This is a genomic window from Pseudomonas soli (assembly GCF_021283165.2).
GTDB lineage: Bacteria > Pseudomonadota > Gammaproteobacteria > Pseudomonadales > Pseudomonadaceae > Aquipseudomonas > Aquipseudomonas soli.
Genome location: NZ_CP128543.1, coordinates 2,344,779 through 2,361,501, shown reverse-complemented (window position 1 = coordinate 2,361,501; position 16,723 = coordinate 2,344,779). Strand labels below are relative to the sequence as shown.

Sequence of the window (16,723 nt, the reverse complement as noted above, 5' to 3'; positions counted from 1 at the left end):
AGGTGTTGGTTCAGAATCGGGTCAGGGACAGGCCAGCCCAGGTCGCGAGCAGGCCGCCCACCACGCTGATAATGGTATAGCCCAAGGCCAGCGGGACCTGCCCGCTTTCCATCAGGCGCACGGTATCGAGCGAGAAGGAGGAAAAGGTGGTCAGGCCGCCGAGAAAGCCGACGATCAGCCCGGCGCGCAGCTCGACCGGCACCAGCGGCTTGTGCAGGAACAGCCCGTACAATAGGCCGATCAGCAGGCAGCCAACCAGGTTGACCGCCAGCGTACCGGCATAGAAGTGTCGCGGCCAGTGGGCCGTGACCCAGTTGGCAGTGGCGAAACGCAACAGCGTGCCGGCGATGCCGCCGGCGCTGACTGCGGCAATCAGTGCAATCACGGTTTTCTCCGCTGGCGGGGGCTGGCGCGATCGAGCTCGGCCAGGTGCTTGAGTTTCTCGCCGATCTTCAGTTCCAGGCCACGGGGCACTGGCTGATAGTACTGGCGCGGTTCGAGCTGCTCGGGGAAATAGTCCTCGCCGGCGGCATAGGCGTCCGGCTCGTCGTGGGCATAGCGGTACTCCTCGCCATAGCCCAGTTGCTTCATCAGTTTGGTCGGCGCGTTGCGCAGGTGCAGCGGCACCTCCAGCGAGCCGTGCTCGGCGGCCTCACGCATCGCCGCCTTGAAGCCCATGTAAACGGCGTTGCTCTTCGGCGCGCAGGCGATGTAGGTGATGGCCTGGGCCACCGCCAGCTCGCCCTCGGGGCTACCCAGGCGCTCCTGCACGTCCCAGGCTGCCAGGCACAGGCTCAGGGCGCGGGGGTCGGCGTTGCCGATATCCTCGCTGGCCATGCGCACCACGCGCCGGGCGATGTACAGCGGGTCGCAGCCGCCGTCGAGCATGCGCGCATACCAATACAACGCACCGTCGGGGTTGGAGCCGCGCACCGACTTGTGCAGTGCCGAGATCTGGTCGTAGAACGCCTCGCCACCCTTGTCGAAGCGGCGGCGGCTGTCACCGAGCAGGCTCTGCAGCAGCTCGACGCCGATCTCGCCGCCATCTTCGGCCAGGTCCGAGGCGTTCTCGAGGAAGTTGAGCATGCGCCGGCCATCGCCGTCGGCGGCGGCCATGAGCATCTTGAAGGCTTCGTCACCCACCCGCAGGTTGCGCTTGCCCAGGCCGCGCTCCTCGCTCAGGGCGCGATCGACCAACTTGCGCAGCGCGGCCTCGTCCAGGCTCTTGAGCACATAGACCCGTGCCCGCGAAAGCAGCGCGTTGTTCAGTTCGAAGGACGGGTTCTCGGTGGTCGCGCCGATGAAGATCAGCGTGCCGTCCTCCACGTAGGGCAGGAAGGCGTCCTGTTGCGACTTGTTGAAACGATGCACTTCATCGACGAACAGGATGGTGCGCCGGCCATACTGTCCGGCCTGCTGCTTGGCCACCTCGACGGCCTGGCGGATCTCCTTGACCCCGGCCAGCACCGCCGACACCGTTTCGAAGTGGGCGTCGCAGAACTGCGCCAGCAGCCGCGCCAGGGTGGTCTTGCCCACCCCGGGCGGGCCCCAGAAGATCATCGAGTGCAGCGCACCCTGCTCCAGCGCCTCGCGCAGCGGCTTGCCGCGCGCCAGCAGGTGCTCCTGGCCGACGTACTCGTCCAGATTCGACGGGCGCAGGCGGGCGGCCAGGGGCTGGGCGACGGGTTCGCTTCGAAACAGGTCCATCACGGGCTCCGCTTACTCCTTGATGACGTCCGCGCCCTTGGGGATGTCGAACTGGAACTTGCTGTCCGGCACCGCCTGGTTGGCCTTGACGCCATTGAACAGGATGTTGGTGCGCTGGCCGACGCTGTCGATCAGCTGCATGTCATTGATCAGCCCCCGGCGGAACGACACGCGCAGCGAGTCGAACAGGGTGTCCTTGGTCTTGGGCTTCAAGGTGAAGTCCATGACCTCACCCTGCTCCTTGGAGGTGATGTCGAAGCTCTGGCTGATCTTCGACACATCGCCGGACAGCAGTAGCGCCGGGGTCTGGTTCAGGCGCACGTCGAGCTTCTTGACGGTGGCCTGCTCCAGGTCCGGGTCCCACAGGGTGACGTTCTTGCCGTCCGACACCACCACCTGCTCCTGGGGCGCGTCGGTGTGCCAGTAGAACAGGCCCGGGCGCTTGACGGTCATCTTGCCGTTGGTCTCCTGCAGGCTGGTGCCGCTGGCATCCAGGGTCAGCTGGGAGAAATTGGCCTCGATGGTCTGCGACTTCTCCAGCAATTGCGTCAGGCGCTGGACGTCCTGTTCGCCGGCGTGGGCCGACAGGCTGGCCGCAGCCAGGGCAGAAACCAACAGCATGCGAATCGCGCGCATGGAAATCCTCATTGCACAGTGAAGGGGCCGGGCGCCGTCTATGGCGCCCGGCAGGTTGTTCATCAATCGCGTGGGCCGCCCGGGGCAATCACTTCCCGCGAGCCGTTGCTGTTCATCGGCGTGACCACACCGGCCATTTCCATCGCCTCGATCATGCGCGCGGCGCGGTTGTAGCCGATCTTGAGCTTGCGCTGCACCGCCGAGATCGACGCCCGGCGGCTTTCCAGCACAAACTGCACGGCTTCGTCGTACAGGGCGTCGCTTTCCGAGTCTTCGCCATCGCCGCCGCCACCGCCACCGCCGTCGAAGCCGCTGCCGGCCTCTTCGACGCCATTGAGGATGTCGTCGTTGTAGTCCGGCGCGCCGCGCAGCTTCCATGCTTCGACCGTGCGGTGCACTTCGTCGTCGGAGACGAAGGCGCCATGCACGCGGATCGGCAGGCTGGTGCCCGGCGGCATATAGAGCATGTCACCGTGGCCGAGCAGCTGTTCGGCGCCGCCCTGGTCGATGATGGTCCGCGAGTCGATCTTGCTCGACACCTGGAACGCCATGCGGGTCGGGATGTTGGCCTTGATCAGGCCGGTGATCACGTCCACCGACGGGCGCTGGGTGGCGAGGATCAGGTGGATACCGGCGGCACGGGCCTTCTGGGCGATACGCGCGATCAGTTCCTCGACCTTCTTGCCGACGATCATCATCATGTCGGCGAATTCGTCGACCACCACCACGATGGTCGGCAGGGTCTTCAACGTCGGCGGCTCGTCGTCCATGCTCTCGCGACGGTACAACGGGTCATGGATGACTTCGCCGGCTTCCTGGGCGTCCTTGATCTTGCGGTTGAAGCCCGCCAGGTTGCGCACGCCCATGGCCGCCATCAGCTTGTAGCGCCGCTCCATTTCGGCGACGCTCCAGCGCAGGGCGTTGGCGGCATCCTTCATGTCGGTGACCACCGGGCACAGCAGGTGCGGGATGCCTTCGTAGATCGACAGTTCGAGCATCTTCGGGTCGATCATGATCAGCCGCGCGTCTTCCGGGCCGGACTTGAACAGGATCGACAGAATCATCGCGTTCACCCCCACCGACTTACCGGAGCCGGTGGTACCTGCCACCAGCAGGTGGGGCATCTTGGCCAGGTCGGTGATCACCGGCTTGCCGCCGATGTCGTGGCCCAGGGCCAGGGTGACCGGCGACTTGTTCTCGTCGAACTGCGGCGACGACAACACTTCGGAGAAGCGCACCATCTGGCGGTTCTCGTTGGGGATCTCGATGCCCACGGTAGTCTTGCCGGGGATCACCTCGACCACGCGCACGCTGGTCACTGCCAGCGAACGCGCCAGGTCCTTGGCCAGGTTGGCGATGCGGCTGACCTTCACGCCCGCGGCCGGCTGGATTTCGTAACGGGTGATCACCGGCCCCGGGTGGATCGAGTCCACCGCGACTTCCACGCCGAATTCCTTGAGCTTGATCTCCAGCAACTGGCCGACACCGGCCAGGGACTCAGGCGAGTACTCGATCTTCTTCTGCTCGGCAGGGTCGAGGATGGAAATGGACGGCAAGGTACCTTCCACCGCGCTGTCGATGAACAGCGGCGCCTGTTTTTCCTTCATGACCCGCTTGCTAGGTTCCGGCGCCTTGTCCGCGGTCGGCGGGATGATCACCGGGGCGGCGGGCTGTGCGCGAGCTACCACGGTTTCGCGCGGCGCGGCCGATTCGCGGGCCACCGCAGCTTCGCGCGGCACCACCGGGCGGGCCGGCGGCTCGTCACGCGTCATCACAGGTTCGGCGCGCTCGCGCAGCTGCGCCTTGGCCGGCTCGCGCCTGTCGCCTTTGCCGCCCAGGTCAAAGACCGGGTCGTCGACTTCACGCAGCTGGGCTTCCAGGCGCTTGCGCTCATTACGCGCCTCCCACCAGCGGCTGGCTGCGCCTTGCACCAGTTCGAACAGGTCGAGGGTGATCTTGCCCGTCAGGTCCATCACCTTGAACCAGGACAGGTCGGTAAACACCGTCAGGCCGAACAGGAACAGGGCAATGAACATCAGCGTGCTGCCCTGCACGTTCAGCAGGTTGCGCGCCAGATCGCCCAGGCTTTCGCCCAGGGCACCGCCGGCGGAGAACGGGATGTTCGCCGAGGGGTGGAAGTGGATATGCGCCAGGGCCGCGCCCGACAGCACCAGGAACACCAGGCCGATCAGCCGCCAGGAGAACAGCCAGCCGCTCCACTGCCAGGGCTGGTGGCGCTCGCGGAAGATCTGCCAGGTCTTGATCGCCAGCAGCAGCGGGAAGATGTAGGCGAAGTAGCCGAGCACCATGAACAGGATGTCGGCGAAATAGGCCCCGGCGCGGCCGGCGGCGTTCTGCACCTGCTCGGCGTTGCTGGTGTGGCTGAAGCCCGGGTCGGCGGTGTCATAGGTGACCAGTGCCATCCACAGGTACAGGCACAGGGCGCCGACGGCAATCAGCGCACCTTCCTTCAGGCGATAGTGCAGCTGCTGCCGCCACAGGGGCACTGGCAAGGGGGCTGGGGTTGCGGTGGATTTCTTCAAAACGCGTCTATTCCTGCGCGTGCTGCGCGTCCAATAGTGATTGGCCGGTCACCGGCCAATGAACCACTACTTTTAACATTACTGCCCACCCGCCGCCATGGCGGCACGCTGTATGGCGCGTGAACGGGGCGACTTTCATATTGATGCAATTTGAGCATGCATTTTCTTTTGTGACAAAGGCTTATGCTGTGTTTTTGCACAGGTGTGACAGCAAATGTGCCAGATGGTGCCGGTGGCGGCTCGAATGGGTGGTTGATTGGCGGTAGATTCTGCCAGGTCCGGCCCTGTCGCGGGGCAAGTCGGGTCGCCGCATCGCTGCTCCCACGCGGACCGCGCCCGCGAGGACGGTCGTTGACCTCATCCACAAGCCACGCCATGCTGGAGGCCCTCCCCTCCCCCGCCGCTCAAGAACCCCATGCTCACCTGGCTGACCCGCGACTCGCTGACTTTCCCGCCCCTGGAAAAGGCCCTGCACGACCCCAACGGCCTGCTGGCCGCTGGTGGCGACCTGACCCCGGAGCGTCTGGTCGCAGCCTATCGCCACGGCTGCTTCCCCTGGTACCAGGACGGCCAGCCGATCCTCTGGTGGTCGCCCGACCCGCGCACCGTGCTGTTTCCGGACGAACTGCATGTCTCGCGCTCGCTGGCCAAGCTGATCCGCCAAGGCCGCTACCAGGTGAGCTTCGACAGCGACTTCGCGGCGGTGATTGCTGCCTGCGCCGCGCCCCGGGACTACGCCGATGGCACCTGGATCACCGACACCATGCGCGCCGCCTACTGCGAGCTGCATCGGCGCGGCATCGCCCACTCGGTCGAGGTACGCCGGGAGGGTGAACTGGTCGGCGGCCTGTATGGCCTGGCCATGGGCCGCCTGTTCTTTGGCGAATCGATGTTCAGCCGCGCCGACAATGCCTCCAAGGTGGGATTCGTGACACTGGTCGAACACCTGAAGCAGGCAGGCTTCGTGCTGATCGACTGCCAGATGCCCACCGATCACCTGCACAGCCTGGGCGCCCGCGCCATCAGCCGGGCCAGCTTCGCCGATTACCTGGCGCAACACCTGGATCAGCCCAGTGCGGCCAGCTGGGTTGCCTAGGCGAGTTCCCGGAGCTGGCTTACACTTAGATACAACGTCTCACCTAAGGGGTTGATCATGACAGAGCTGGCGCGGTTGAAGTTCTATGCCACTCAACCCCACTCCTGCAGCTACCTGCCGGATGAGCAGGCAACCACACTGTTTCTCGACCCTAGCCAGCCGATGGATGTGCATGTCTACGCCGACCTTTCGGAAATGGGCTTTCGTCGCAGCGGCGACCACCTCTATCGCCCGCATTGCCAGCAGTGCAACGCCTGCGTGCCGGCGCGCATTCCTGCTGCGCGCTTCATTCCCAACCGCCAGCAGCGACGCATCCTCAAACGTAACGCCGACCTGACCGTCACCGCCGCCCGTCCAGCGTACAAGGAAGAGTACTTCGACCTGTACCGGCGCTACATCGAGCAGCGCCACGCCGATGGCGACATGTATCCGCCAAGCCGCGACCAGTTCTCCACCTTCCTGGTGCGCGACCTGCCGTTCTGCTGGTTCTACGAGTTCCGCCTGGAAGGCCGACTGCTGGCCGTGGCGGTGTGCGATCTGCTGCCCAACGGCCTGTCAGCGGTCTACACCTTCTACGAGCCCGAGGAAGAGCGCCGCAGCCTCGGCCGCTACGCGATCCTCTGGCAGATCACCGAAGCCCTGCGCCAAAACCTCGAGGCCGTTTACCTTGGCTACTGGATCAAGAACTGCAAGAAGATGAACTACAAGACCCAGTATCGCCCCATTGAACTGCTGATCAATCAGCGCTGGGTCACCCTCAACTGAAAGGCATTGGCTTGAAACACAATTTTCGGGCATAATCCACGCCACTTTTTTGCCCGGTGCAGTCGTGCGTCGGGCCATCACTGGATACCGAGGGCTTTACTGCATGTCGAAAGAAGACAGCTTCGAAATGGAAGGCACTGTCGTCGACACCCTGCCCAACACCATGTTCCGCGTGGAGTTGGAAAACGGGCACGTCGTTACCGCGCACATCTCTGGCAAGATGCGCAAGAACTACATCCGTATTCTCACTGGCGACAAGGTCCGCGTCGAACTGACGCCGTACGACCTGAGCAAGGGCCGCATCACCTACCGTGCGCGCTAAGCTCAAGCCATGAAAAAGCCCGGCCATTGTGCCGGGCTTTTTTGTGGACGCTTAAAAGCATCGCGGGGCCAGCCCGCTCCCACGTCAGTTTCTGCTGGCATGGGAGCGGGCTGGCCCCGCGATGGTCGTTACGCAACCTCGGCCGTGGTCTCGTAATCGAACACCAGCTCATCATCGCGCAGGTCGATGTGCACCACACCGCCATGCTCGGCCAGCTCACCGAACAGGATCTCTTCGGCCAGCGGCCGCTTGATCTTGTCCTGGATCAGCCGCGCCATTGGCCGCGCGCCCATCTGCACGTCGTAGCCCGAGGCCGCCAGCCAGCCGCGCGCGGCGTCGGTGACCTCCAGCAACACACGCTTGTCTTCCAGCTGAGCCTGCAGTTCGATAAGGAACTTGTCGACAATGCTCTTGATCGTCTCGTGGGACAGGCGGCCGAACTGGATGATGGTGTCCAGGCGGTTGCGGAACTCTGGCGTGAAGCTCTTGCGGATGACCTCCATGGCGTCGGAGGAGTGGTCCTGGTGGGTGAAGCCGATCGAGGCCCGCGCGGCAGTTTCGGCACCGGCGTTGGTGGTCATGATCAGGATCACGTTGCGGAAGTCCGCCTTGCGCCCGTTGTTGTCGGTCAGGGTCCCGTGGTCCATCACCTGCAGCAGCAGGTTGAAGACTTCCGGGTGGGCCTTCTCGATTTCATCGAGCAGCAGCACGCAGTGCGGCTGCTTGGTGATGGCCTCGGTCAGCAGGCCACCCTGGTCGAACCCGACGTAGCCGGGCGGCGCACCGATCAGCCGCGACACAGTGTGCCGCTCCATGTACTCGGACATGTCGAAGCGTACCAGCTCGACCCCCAGGGCCTTGGCCAGCTGCCGAGCAGCCTCGGTCTTGCCCACGCCGGTGGGGCCGGCGAACAGGAACGAGCCCACCGGCTTGTCCGGTGCCTTGAGGCCGGCACGGGACAGCTTGATGGCAGTGGCCAGCGAGTCGATCGCGGCATCCTGGCCGAACACGGTCAGCTTCAGGTCACGCTCAAGGTTGCGCAGCAGCTCCTTGTCGGAACTGGTGACATGCTTTGGCGGGATCCGCGCGATCTTGGCGACGATATCCTCGACCTGCGGCACGTCGATGCGCTTGACCCGGTTGGCTTCCGGCTGCAGGCGCTGATAGGCACCGGCTTCGTCGATCACGTCGATGGCCTTGTCCGGCATGTGCCGGTCATTGATGTAGCGCGAAGCCAGTTCGGCGGCGGCGCGCAGGGCCTCGTCGCTGTACTCGATGTTGTGGTGGCTTTCGAAGCGGCCTTTCAGGCCACGCAGGATGCCCACGGTGTCTTCCACCGACGGCTCGGTGACATCGACCTTCTGGAAGCGACGCGCCAGGGCACGATCCTTCTCGAAGATGCCGCGGAACTCCTGGAACGTGGTGGAGCCGATGCAACGGATCTCACCGGACGACAGCAACGGCTTGAGCAGGTTGGAGGCATCCATCACGCCCCCGGAAGCCGCGCCGGCACCGATGATGGTGTGGATCTCGTCGATGAACAGGATCGCCTGCGGCCGTTTGCGGAGCTCGCCGAGCAGCGCCTTGAAGCGCTTCTCGAAGTCGCCACGGTACTTGGTGCCAGCCAGCAGCGCGCCGAGGTCCAGGGAATAGACCACGCTCTGGGCCAGCAGGTCGGGCACCTGGCCATCGACGATGCGCTTGGCCAGGCCTTCGGCGATGGCTGTCTTGCCGACGCCGGCCTCGCCGACCAGCAACGGGTTGTTCTTGCGCCGACGAGCTAGGATCTGCGCGACGCGCTCGACCTCCTGCTCCCGGCCAACCAGCGGATCGATACGACCGGCACGGGCCAGTTCGTTGAGGTTGCTGGCGTAGGCGTCCAGCGGGTTGCTGGAAGAGGAAGCCTCGCCGCCCTCCTCATCCTGCATGTCCTGGTCGCTGTCGGTGTTCGGACCATGGCCCGGCACCTTGCTGATGCCATGGGCGATGTAGTTGACGACGTCGATACGCGCCACGCTCTGCTGCTTGAGCAGGAACACCGCCTGGCTTTCCTGTTCGCTGAAGATCGCCACCAGCACGTTGGCGCCGGTCACTTCGCGCTTGCCGGAGCTCTGCACGTGGAACACGGCACGCTGCAGCACGCGCTGGAAGCCCAGCGTCGGTTGCGTCTCGCGGTCCTCGTCATGCACGGGGATCAGCGGGGTGGTGGAATCGATGAACTCCTGCAGGTCGTGCTTGAGCTTGTCGAGATTGGCGCCACAGGCGCGCAGAACGGTCGCGGCAGCCTCATTGTCAAGGAGTGCCAGCAGCAGGTGTTCGACGGTCATGAACTCATGACGTTTCGAACGGGCCTCCTTGAAGGCCAGATTGAGGGTGACTTCGAGCTCGCGGTTTAACATAGCTTCACCTCATACCCAAGTGGTCGGCGATTAACCGTCCTTCTCGATTTCACAGAGTAGCGGATGCTGGCTTTCCCTGGCGTATTGGTTGACCTGCATGGCCTTTGTTTCGGCGATGTCACGGGTAAACAATCCGCACACTGCCCGCCCTTCGGTATGGACGGTCAGCATGATCTTGGTCGCCAGCTCGCGGTTCAGATTGAAGAACGTCTCGAGCACTTCGACGACGAAATCCATTGGCGTGTAGTCATCGTTGAACAAAACCACCTTGTACATCGGTGGCGCCTGCAGGATCGGCTTGGCCTCCTGGACGGCAAGGCCCGCGCCATCGTCCTCGTGCCCGTCCTCATGCGACTGCGGGCGATCCTGATTGAATGTTAGTCGAATCTCACTGAGTACATGCATGGAAAGAATTTCATCATGATCGACAGGTTAAGGTTGTGGGTTGACCGCGCAGGCCCCTCCCGGCGCGGGCGCCGGCTGACCTTGACTATCGGCAAAACGGTGTTACAACCAATAAGAACCCACCGTGGTCGATAAAGATCCGCGCAGTCAACCAGATTTTCTCGCAAGGTTCGTATGCGGATGAAGTGGATGATACTCCAGTGATGGAGTCCTTTGCAGAGGGACATAGGGATGGCAAGCGGTAAAGTCAAGTGGTTCAACAATGCCAAGGGCTACGGATTCATCAACGAGGACGGTAAGACCGATGATCTGTTCGCCCACTATTCAGCGATCCAGATGGACGGGTACAAGACGCTGAAAGCCGGCCAATCCGTGAACTTCGAGATCATCCAGGGCCCCAAAGGGCTTCACGCGACAGAGATCAAAAGCGCCACCAGCACGGTACAGGCCAGCGCCACGAACCCAGGCAGCACCGTCGAAGTCTGATCTCTGAGCTGTCTGCCGGTAAACGAAAAAACCGGTCGCCCCTTTAACAAAGAGGCGACCGGTTTTTTCACGCTTACATGTGCTTGATCAGCGCCTCGCCAAAGCCCGAGCTGCCGACCAGGGTCGCGCCCTCCATCAGGCGTTCGAAGTCGTAGGTCACGGTCTTGGCCGCAATGGCGCCATTGGTGCCCTTGATGATCAGGTCCGCGGCCTCGGTCCAACCCATGTGGCGTAGCATCATCTCGGCCGACAGGATCACCGACCCCGGATTGACCTGATCCTTGCCGGCGTACTTCGGCGCGGTGCCGTGGGTGGCCTCGAACATGGCCACGGTGTCAGACAGGTTGGCCCCCGGCGCGATGCCGATACCGCCCACCTCCGCCGCCAATGCGTCGGACAGGTAGTCGCCATTGAGGTTGAGCGTGGCGATCACATCGTACTCGGCCGGGCGCAGCAGGATCTGCTGGAGCATGGCGTCGGCGATGGCATCCTTGACGATCACCTCGCGGCCGGTCCGCGGGTTCTTGAACTTCATCCACGGGCCGCCATCGAGCAATTCGGCGCCGAACTCGTCGCGAGCCACCTCGTAGCCCCAGTCCTTGAAGGCACCTTCGGTGAACTTCATGATGTTGCCTTTGTGCACCAGGGTCAGCGACTTGCGGTCGTTATCAACGACATATTGCAGAGCCTTGCGCACCAAGCGCTTGGTGCCTTCCTTCGACACCGGCTTGACGCCGATGCCGCAGTCCTGGTCGAAGCGGATCTTGGTGACGCCCATTTCCTCCTTGAGGAACTTGATCACCTTGTTCGCCTCGGGCGAGCCGGCCTTCCACTCGATACCGGCATAGATGTCCTCGGAGTTCTCGCGGAAGATCACCATGTCGACGTCGCCTGGCTTTTTCACCGGGCTCGGCACGCCCTGGAACCACACCACCGGACGCAGGCACACATACAGGTCGAGTTGCTGGCGCAACGCCACGTTGAGCGAACGGATGCCGCCACCGACCGGTGTGGTCAGCGGCCCCTTGATCGACACCACGTAGTCTTTCACCGCATCCAGGGTTTCCTGGGGCAGCCAGGTGTCCTGGTCATAGACCTGGGTGGCCTTCTCGCCGGCATACACCTCCATCCAGGCGATCTTGCGCTTGCCGCCATAGGCCTTCTGCACGGCGGCATCGACCACCTTGATCATCACCGGCGAGACGTCCACGCCGATGCCGTCGCCTTCGATGTAGGGAATGATGGGGTTATCGGGAACATTGAGCGAATGGTCTGCATTGACGGTGATCTTGGCACCATCAGTCGGAACCTTGATTTTCTGGTATCCCATGCTGCACTACTCCGCTTTTCCTGGTGTGATTGGAAATCGTGCGATCCACTGAGCCTAAACCACATCCGCCGACCTGCAAGGCAGGAGCCCGCCAACACCGGCAAACAGGTGGCAAATGCCTGCGGCAACACGCCACATTGCCCCTACGTCTTTGGTCTTATAAATGCGCTGATACCACTTCGCCTTGCTGATTAGCCCAAAGGGTTTGATATACTCCGGCGCGACCATAGGGTCACCGGGGCGAACCCTAGGAAAATGCGGCTCGCCCTTGGTCATGAATGACCACAAAGCCTGGGTCGTTACCGCGGCCCAGCACTTGACGCTCGACTGATGCATCCACCATCACCGCTCGCAGCCTCTCGACTTTCCGCTCATGGCGTCGCCAGGGCGAAGCGCCTACCCTGCGCACCTCGAGACTCGAGTACGCTCAGCACATAGAGAGTTAACCCGCATGCCCACCCGTTCCAAGATCATCTACACCTTCACCGACGAAGCCCCCGCCCTCGCCACCTACTCGCTGCTGCCGATCGTCGAGGCCTTCACTGCCTGCGCCGACATCGCCGTCGAAACCCGCGACATCTCCCTGGCCGGCCGTATCCTCGCCGCCTTCCCGGAGCAACTGGGCAGCGAGAAGCAGGTAGGCGATCACCTGGCGGAACTGGGCCAGCTGGCCACCACCCCTGAAGCCAACATCATCAAGCTGCCGAACATTTCCGCTTCGGTTCCACAGCTGAAGGCCGCGATCAAGGAGCTGCAAGCCAAGGGCTTCAACATCCCCGACTACGCCGACGAGCCGGCCAGCGCCGAAGAGAAAGAATCGCGCGCCCGCTACGACCGCATCAAGGGCAGCGCCGTGAACCCTGTCCTGCGCGAAGGCAACTCCGACCGCCGCGCGCCGCTGTCGGTCAAGAACTACGCCCGCAAGCACCCGCACAAGATGGGCGCCTGGGCCGCCGACTCCAAGTCGCACGTTGCCCACATGACCCAGGGCGACTTCTACGGCAGCGAGAAGGCCGCGCTGATCGAGGCTGACGACAGCCTGCGCATCGAACTGGTCGGCAAGGACGGCAGCACCACCGTGCTGAAAGAAAAGACCGCCGTCAAAGCCGCCGAAGTGATCGACTGCGCCACCATGAGCCGCAAGGCCCTGAAAGCCTTCATCGCCGAGCAGATCGCCGATGCCAAGGCCTCCGGCGTGCTGCTGTCGGTGCACCTGAAAGCCACCATGATGAAGGTTTCCGACCCGATCATGTTCGGCGTGATCGTCGAAGAGTTCTACAACGACGTGCTCGTCAAGCACGCCGCCGCACTGGCCGAAGTGGGCTTCAACGCCAACAACGGCATCGGCGACCTGTACGCCCGCATCAAGGACCTGCCTGCTGAAAAGCAAGCCGAGATCGAAGCCGATATCCAGGCCCTGTACGCCGTTCGCCCGGCCCTGGCCATGGTCAACTCGGACAAGGGCATCACCAACCTGCACGTACCGAGCGACGTCATCGTCGACGCCTCGATGCCGGCGATGATCCGCGACTCGGGCAAGATGTGGAACACCGCAGGTGAGCTGCAGGACGCCAAGGCCGTGATCCCGGACCGCTGCTACGCCGGTATCTACCAGGCCACCATCGAAGACTGCAAGGCCAATGGCGCCTTCGACCCGACCACCATGGGCAGCGTGCCGAACGTTGGCCTGATGGCGCAGAAAGCCGAAGAGTACGGCTCCCATGACAAGACCTTCCAGATCAAGGCCGACGGCGTCGTGCGCGTGGTCGATGGCAAGGGCAAGGTCATCCTGGAGCAGAACGTCGAAGCCGGTGACATCTTCCGCATGTGCCAGACCAAGGACGCGCCGATCCAGGACTGGGTCAAGCTGGCCGTCAACCGCGCCCGCCTGAGCAACACCCCGGCGGTGTTCTGGCTGGACCCGGCCCGCGCCCACGACGGCGTGATGATCGAAAAGGTGCAGCAGTACCTGAAGGATCACGACACCGCCGGCCTGGATATCCGCATCCTGGCCCCGGTCGACGCCATCAAGTTCTCCCTGGCCCGCATCCGCGAAGGCAAGGACACCATCTCGGTGACCGGCAACGTGCTGCGCGACTACCTGACCGACCTGTTCCCGATCATGGAGCTGGGCACCAGCGCCAAGATGCTGTCGATCGTGCCGCTGATGAACGGCGGTGGCCTGTTCGAGACCGGCGCCGGTGGTTCGGCACCAAAGCACGTGCAGCAGCTGGTTGAAGAGAACTTCCTGCGTTGGGACTCGCTGGGTGAATTCCTGGCCCTGGCCGCTTCCCTGGAGCACTTGGGCAACACCTACGACAATCCGCGCGCCAAGGTCCTGGCCAACACCCTTGACCAGGCCACCGGCAAGTTCCTCGACACCAACAAGTCGCCTTCGCGCAAGGTTGGCGGTATCGACAACCGTGGCAGCCACTTCTACCTGACCCTGTACTGGGCAGAAGCACTGGCCGCCCAGTCCGACGACGCCGCCCTGCAGGCGCGCTTCGCCCCGCTGGCCAAGACCCTGAGCGAGAACGAAGCGACCATCGTCGCCGAGCTCAACGCCGTCCAGGGCAAGCCGGCCGACATCGGTGGCTACTACGCCCCGGATGCCGAGCTGACCGCCAAGGTGATGCGCCCAAGCCAGACCCTGAACAGCGCCATCGCCGCACTGTAAGGTTCGCTTGACGTAACAACACAAACCCCGGCCACGCACCGGGGTTTGTGCTTTCTGGGACTGGGTCTGCTGCGCAGCCCCCAGCATGCAAAAGGACAACCCCAATGACCTGGCAACCCCACATCACTGTCGCCACCGTCGTCGAACACGAGGGCAAGTTCCTTTTCGTCGAGGAGTTCAAGGCCGGCCAGCATGTCTTCAACCAGCCCGCCGGCCACCTCGAAGCCAATGAAACCATCACCCAGGCCGCCCTGCGCGAAACCCTCGAGGAAACCGCCTGGGAAGTCGAGCTCACCGGCGTGGTCGGTATCTACCTGTACACCGCCCCCAGCAACGGCGTCACCTACCAGCGCATCTGCTTCGCCGCCCGCCCCGTGCGCCACCACCAGGACCGCGCCCTGGACAGCGACATCGTCCGCGCCGTATGGCTGACCCGCGACGAACTGCTGGCCGAGCCGTCGCGCTGGCGCAGCGAGTTGGTGCCACGCTGCCTCGACGACTACCTCCAAGGCCCACTGCACAGCCTTGACCTGCTGCGCGACTGACGCCGGTTTGATAGAATCGGCGTTTTTCCCCTCTGATACACATCGGTAGCCATGACCAGCCCAGCACTCAAAGACCCCGCCAAGACCCGCGTCATCGTCGGCATGTCCGGCGGCGTGGACTCTTCCGTCTCCGCCCTTCTGCTCATGGAGCAGGGCTACCAGGTGGAAGGTCTGTTCATGAAGAACTGGGAAGAGGACGACGGCACCGAATACTGCACCGCCCGCGAAGACCTGGCCGACGCCCAGGCCGTGTGCGACCGCATCGGTATCAAGCTGCACACCGCCAACTTCGCCGCCGAATACTGGGACAACGTGTTCGAGCACTTCCTCGAGGAGTACAAGGCCGGCCGCACGCCGAACCCGGACATCCTCTGCAACCGCGAAATCAAGTTCAAGGCCTTCCTCGACTACGCCCTGTCCCTGGGCGCCGACCTGATCGCCACCGGCCACTATGTGCGCCGCCGCGACACGGGCGAGCTGACCGAGCTGCTCAAGGGCCTGGACCCGAACAAGGACCAGAGCTATTTCCTGCACGCCGTCGGCGGCAAGGAGATCGCCCGCACCCTGTTCCCGGTAGGCGAACTGGAAAAGCCCGAGGTACGCGCCATCGCCGAGAAACACGGCCTGGCCACCGCCAAGAAGAAGGACTCCACTGGTATCTGCTTCATCGGCGAGCGCCGTTTCAGCGACTTCCTCAAGCAGTACCTGCCGGCCCAGCCGGGCGAGATCCAGACCACCGAGGGTGAAGTGATCGGCCAGCACCACGGCCTGATGTACCACACCATCGGCCAGCGCCAGGGCCTGGGCATCGGCGGCCTGAAAGACGCCAGCGACGAGCCGTGGTACGTGCTGGAAAAGGACCTGTCGCGCAACGTGCTGGTGGTCGGCCAGGGCAACGAGCACCCGTGGCTGTTCTCCCGCGCCCTGCTGGCCTCGGAAATCTTCTGGGTCAACCCGATCGACCTGTCGAGCCCGCGCAAACTTACCGCCAAGGTGCGCTACCGCCAAGCCGACCAGCAGTGCACGCTGGAGCAGACCGCCAGCGGCTACCGCGCCGTGTTCGACGAGCCGCAGCGCGCCGTCACCCCGGGCCAGTCGGTAGTGTTCTATGACGGCGAGGTATGCCTGGGCGGCGGCGTGATCGAAGTCGCCGAGCCCTGGAGCCCGCGCCCATGAACAACCTCCAGGAGCAACTGATTGCCCTGGGCGGCGTGTTCCAGGCCGCCGTGCTGGTGGACCGCATCGCCCGCACCGGCCAGGCCAGCGAAGCCAATATCGGCTGCATGCTCGGCAGCCTGCTGGTGGTCGACCCCAAGGACACCCTGGAAGTGTTCGGCGGCGACGACATCAACCTGCGCGACGGCTACCGGGCGCTGGTCGGCGCCCTGGAGCGCGACCCCAGCAGCCTGCAACGCGAGCCGCTGCGCTACGCCCTGTCGATGCTGGGCCTCGAGCGCCAGCTGAACAAGCGTGGCGACATGCTCGATACCATCGGCAACCGCCTGCCGCAGATCCAGGCCCAGGCCGAGCATTTCGGCCTGGTTCATGAAAACGTCATCGCCTCGAGCGGAGCCTTGTACCAGGACACCCTGAGCACCCTGCGCCAGCGTATCCAGGTGCATGGCGACATGCGCTTCCTGCAGCAGGCCAGCAACGCCTCGAAGATCCGCGCCCTGCTGCTGGCCGGCATTCGCGCCGCGCGCCTGTGGCGCCAGCTGGGCGGGCACCGCTGGCAGCTGGTGTTCAGCCGGCGCAAGCTGCTCAACGAGCTGTACGGGATGATGCGTACCGCCGATTGAAATGAACCGTGGG

15 protein-coding genes are annotated in these 16,723 nt (G+C 63.8%); 8 read left to right on the top strand and 7 right to left on the bottom strand.

The window, feature by feature from the left end:
- Nucleotides 1-10 precede the first annotated feature (10 nt).
- From crcB to LU688_RS11020, 4 genes are all read right to left on the bottom strand, one after another.
- Complete coding sequence (gene crcB, locus LU688_RS11035; RefSeq protein ID WP_023630958.1) at nucleotides 11-385, bottom strand: fluoride efflux transporter CrcB; 375 nt, start codon at nucleotides 383-385, stop codon at nucleotides 11-13.
- Nucleotides 382-1,707, bottom strand: a complete 1,326-nt coding sequence (locus LU688_RS11030) for a replication-associated recombination protein A (protein WP_038705844.1) — start codon at nucleotides 1,705-1,707, stop codon at nucleotides 382-384. Before LU688_RS11030 ends, crcB begins: the two co-directional genes overlap by 4 nt.
- Before the next feature lie 12 nt (nucleotides 1,708-1,719).
- Nucleotides 1,720-2,343: an outer membrane lipoprotein periplasmic chaperone LolA gene (gene lolA / locus LU688_RS11025; protein ID WP_031315274.1), complete on the bottom strand. Its 624-nt coding sequence runs from the start codon at nucleotides 2,341-2,343 to the stop codon at nucleotides 1,720-1,722.
- 62 nt (nucleotides 2,344-2,405) lie between these two features.
- Nucleotides 2,406-4,886, bottom strand: a complete 2,481-nt coding sequence (locus tag LU688_RS11020) for a DNA translocase FtsK (protein WP_052062188.1) — start codon at nucleotides 4,884-4,886, stop codon at nucleotides 2,406-2,408.
- 415 nt (nucleotides 4,887-5,301) lie between these two features.
- On the opposite strand from LU688_RS11020, the gene aat reads away from it, so the two are divergent.
- The 3 genes from aat to infA all read left to right on the top strand — a co-directional run bounded on the left by aat (nucleotide 5,302) and on the right by infA (nucleotide 7,069).
- Nucleotides 5,302-5,982 carry a leucyl/phenylalanyl-tRNA--protein transferase gene (gene aat, locus LU688_RS11015; protein WP_023630956.1) on the top strand — a complete coding sequence of 227 codons (681 nt, stop codon included), beginning with the start codon at nucleotides 5,302-5,304 and terminating at the stop codon, nucleotides 5,980-5,982.
- A gap of 57 nt (nucleotides 5,983-6,039) precedes the next feature.
- A complete protein-coding gene (locus LU688_RS11010; protein WP_023630955.1) occupies nucleotides 6,040-6,747 on the top strand; it encodes an arginyltransferase in 708 nt (235 codons plus the stop codon).
- Nucleotides 6,748-6,850: 103 nt separating this feature from the next.
- A complete protein-coding gene (gene infA, locus LU688_RS11005) occupies nucleotides 6,851-7,069 on the top strand; it encodes a translation initiation factor IF-1 (protein ID WP_002553999.1) in 219 nt (72 codons plus the stop codon).
- 128 nt (nucleotides 7,070-7,197) lie between these two features.
- Here infA and clpA read toward each other — a convergent pair whose 3' ends face one another.
- Complete coding sequence (gene clpA, locus LU688_RS11000; RefSeq protein WP_038705843.1) at nucleotides 7,198-9,468, bottom strand: ATP-dependent Clp protease ATP-binding subunit ClpA; 2,271 nt, start codon at nucleotides 9,466-9,468, stop codon at nucleotides 7,198-7,200.
- A 30-nt stretch (nucleotides 9,469-9,498) separates the two neighbouring features.
- Nucleotides 9,499-9,873, bottom strand: a complete 375-nt coding sequence (gene clpS, locus LU688_RS10995) for an ATP-dependent Clp protease adapter ClpS (RefSeq protein WP_023630410.1) — start codon at nucleotides 9,871-9,873, stop codon at nucleotides 9,499-9,501.
- 231 nt (nucleotides 9,874-10,104) lie between these two features.
- On the opposite strand from clpS, the gene cspD reads away from it, so the two are divergent.
- Nucleotides 10,105-10,359: a cold shock domain-containing protein CspD gene (cspD, locus tag LU688_RS10990; RefSeq protein ID WP_023630409.1), complete on the top strand. Its 255-nt coding sequence runs from the start codon at nucleotides 10,105-10,107 to the stop codon at nucleotides 10,357-10,359.
- Nucleotides 10,360-10,432: 73 nt separating this feature from the next.
- On the opposite strand, the gene icd is transcribed toward cspD, so the two are convergent.
- The gene (gene icd / locus LU688_RS10985; protein WP_023630408.1) at nucleotides 10,433-11,689 is read right to left on the bottom strand and encodes an NADP-dependent isocitrate dehydrogenase; all 1,257 of its coding nucleotides are present in this window, start codon (nucleotides 11,687-11,689) and stop codon (nucleotides 10,433-10,435) included.
- 451 nt (nucleotides 11,690-12,140) lie between these two features.
- Between icd and LU688_RS10980 the strand changes: the two genes are divergently transcribed.
- The 4 genes from LU688_RS10980 (at nucleotide 12,141) to hflD (ending at nucleotide 16,710) form a co-directional block, all read left to right on the top strand.
- Complete coding sequence (locus tag LU688_RS10980) at nucleotides 12,141-14,366, top strand: NADP-dependent isocitrate dehydrogenase (protein WP_104444140.1); 2,226 nt, start codon at nucleotides 12,141-12,143, stop codon at nucleotides 14,364-14,366.
- A gap of 104 nt (nucleotides 14,367-14,470) precedes the next feature.
- Nucleotides 14,471-14,911, top strand: a complete 441-nt coding sequence (locus tag LU688_RS10975; protein ID WP_094010427.1) for an NUDIX hydrolase — start codon at nucleotides 14,471-14,473, stop codon at nucleotides 14,909-14,911.
- A gap of 51 nt (nucleotides 14,912-14,962) precedes the next feature.
- The gene (mnmA, locus tag LU688_RS10970; protein WP_023630404.1) at nucleotides 14,963-16,087 is read left to right on the top strand and encodes a tRNA 2-thiouridine(34) synthase MnmA; all 1,125 of its coding nucleotides are present in this window, start codon (nucleotides 14,963-14,965) and stop codon (nucleotides 16,085-16,087) included.
- The gene (hflD, locus tag LU688_RS10965) at nucleotides 16,084-16,710 is read left to right on the top strand and encodes a high frequency lysogenization protein HflD (protein WP_110605588.1); all 627 of its coding nucleotides are present in this window, start codon (nucleotides 16,084-16,086) and stop codon (nucleotides 16,708-16,710) included. Before mnmA ends, hflD begins: the two co-directional genes overlap by 4 nt.
- The last annotated feature ends 13 nt before the right edge of the window (nucleotides 16,711-16,723 follow it).